A 1,970-nucleotide genomic window follows, 5' to 3' on the forward strand; every position below is an offset into this window, starting at 1 on the left:
CGTGGGCTCGGAGATGTGTATAAGAGACAGGACGGGTAGTGTGCCGCTTCTCAGAAAGAGAGCTAATAGTAAAGTACATAATCTCCCTTTCCCGGATGATGATAAGGCACTGATTGAGTGGTTGCGGAAGGGAGGGGTAACTCGATAACGGAGTTATCAAAATTCCGAGGAGTTTTCTGATAACTCCGATACTTGCAAAAAATAATTCATTAATCTCACCCGTAACGACGCAACAACCACTAACAAAAGGTTACGGGCTATGACAGCAACACAAAAGACGCAAGTCGCCATCCCCACTACAGGCTATATCCGCCGCTTTCGCTTGGCTGAAATGCTGGGCGTTAGCGTTGCCACCATCGACCGCAAAGTTAAAAACGGCACATTGCCGCGCCCGGTTAAGCTGGGCGAGAAAATCACGGCTTTCGACGCAGTAGAGATTAATAACTGGCTGACTTCTCGGCGGGAGGCTGCGTAATGGAAATGAAAAACCGCCCAGTACAGCAGGCGGCTAATCAGAAGGTTGGCACCTCTGATAATAGCGCCATCTCTACCATCAAGCCAGCACCAAAGAAACACCGTGCTCGCGTTTACATGCTGAAAACCGGCGTCAATGGCTGGACTGAGAATGACATTCTCAAGTATTGCCGCCTCTCATCTGGCCGTAACTACGCTAGCGAGTTGGAACGCCGCCTGGATATTCATCTAGAGCGTATCGACGAAAAGAACCCGGACGGTATCGGTAGCCATTTTCGCTATCGATTTGTGAGCCGTGCCGATGTTCTGCACGTGATCCAGTTGGTCAACCATAGCGCCGTTGCTGGTGGCTATCACGGCCTTTCCCAAGGTGACATAGCTAACATCCTAACCTTGTACCCAGACGCCAACAACGCCGCCTAACGGAGCCTGACAACATGAAACTCGAAAAAATCAGATTCAATTCTGAGGACGCCCCTCAGCCTATCCCAAGCCAGAAAGCTATTTTCACCGCTGATGAGAGTGATATTTCCGTTATCAAGTTCGAGGGCACAACGGTGCGTATAGTTAATGTGTACGGTCAACCGTGGTTCGTTGCCTCTGATGTTTGCCAATCGCTAGAAATTAGTAATCCCACCAGCGCGGTTTCCTCTCTGGATGGAGACGAGGTGATGACCCTAACTTTAACTGCGGGTCATTCCGGCAAGCGTGGTGGTGCACGTATCTGGAATATGGTTGCTGAGTCTGGCTTCTACAAACTGATCGCCCGTAGCCGTAAGGCTAGCACTGCGGGGACATTAGCCCATCGATTCAGTAATTGGGTATTCCGCGATGTTATCCCGTCCATCCGTAAGACTGGCTCCTATGGCGTCCCGTTTGCGTTCCTGAACGACTACAGCAAGCGCAAGAACATGTATACCAAGAAGGCCAGCAAACGAGGCCAGGCTTTACAGTCATGCAAAGCAGAGAAGCAGGCGCTGGCGTATGAGGAAGCGGAGTTGTGGCGCAAGTATCAGCCGGATCTGTTGGAGGTTCACTAATGACCGTCAGCAAGCCTCAGCCTAATCAGCGCTACAAAGACTCACACGGCCACCGGATCACAGTGGTTAGTGTGGAGTTTCTGCGAGTGACGTTCTACCGCGACGGGTACGAGTAACTGCTTAAGTTTTAAATGGCATAGGCCCGCATTTGTTATTTTTTGATATGATGCGGGTACCATGCCAAACAATCATAAGGAGTGTGAATAGATGGACTACAATCAATCAGCCCATGAAGTGTTGGCCAAATATTTTGAAGCGTTCATAGACCTGTCTCTTATACACATCTCCGAGCCCACGAGACAGGAGGTATCATCGCGTATGCCGTCTTGTGCTTGAAAAAAGGGGGGGGGGGGGGGGGGGGGGGGGGGGGGGGGGGGGGGGGGGGGGGGGGGGGGGGGGGGGGGGGGGGGGGGGGGGGGGGGGGGGGGGGGGGGGGGGGGGGGGGGGGGGGGGGGG

General features: G+C 52.9%; 5 protein-coding genes. 4 read left to right on the plus strand and 1 reads right to left on the minus strand.

The window, feature by feature from the left end:
- The first annotated feature begins 259 nt into the window (after positions 1-259).
- From JHD74_RS25660 to JHD74_RS25675, 4 genes are read left to right on the plus strand one after another with little or no spacing between them, the layout of a single operon-like run.
- Positions 260-475: an AlpA family transcriptional regulator gene (locus tag JHD74_RS25660; protein ID WP_199063864.1), complete on the plus strand. Its 216-nt coding sequence runs from the start codon at positions 260-262 to the stop codon at positions 473-475.
- Positions 475-897 (plus strand): hypothetical protein, encoded by a 423-nt coding sequence (locus tag JHD74_RS25665; protein WP_199063865.1) that lies wholly within the window; start codon positions 475-477, stop codon positions 895-897. The genes JHD74_RS25660 and JHD74_RS25665 overlap by 1 nt, the downstream gene beginning before the upstream one ends.
- Positions 898-911: 14 nt before the next feature.
- Positions 912-1,514 carry a BRO family protein gene (locus JHD74_RS25670; protein ID WP_199063866.1) on the plus strand — a complete coding sequence of 201 codons (603 nt, stop codon included), beginning with the start codon at positions 912-914 and terminating at the stop codon, positions 1,512-1,514.
- A complete protein-coding gene (locus tag JHD74_RS25675; RefSeq protein ID WP_199063867.1) occupies positions 1,514-1,630 on the plus strand; it encodes a DUF4222 domain-containing protein in 117 nt (38 codons plus the stop codon). Before JHD74_RS25670 ends, JHD74_RS25675 begins: the two co-directional genes overlap by 1 nt.
- Before the next feature lie 102 nt (positions 1,631-1,732).
- Here JHD74_RS25675 and JHD74_RS25680 read toward each other — a convergent pair.
- The coding region (locus JHD74_RS25680; RefSeq protein ID WP_199063868.1) for a hypothetical protein at positions 1,733-1,970 on the minus strand (238 nt) is incomplete at its 5' end.

Source organism: Serratia sp. ASV30 (genome assembly GCF_016428815.1).
Taxonomy (GTDB): Bacteria; Pseudomonadota; Gammaproteobacteria; order Enterobacterales; family Enterobacteriaceae; genus Chania; species Chania fonticola_C.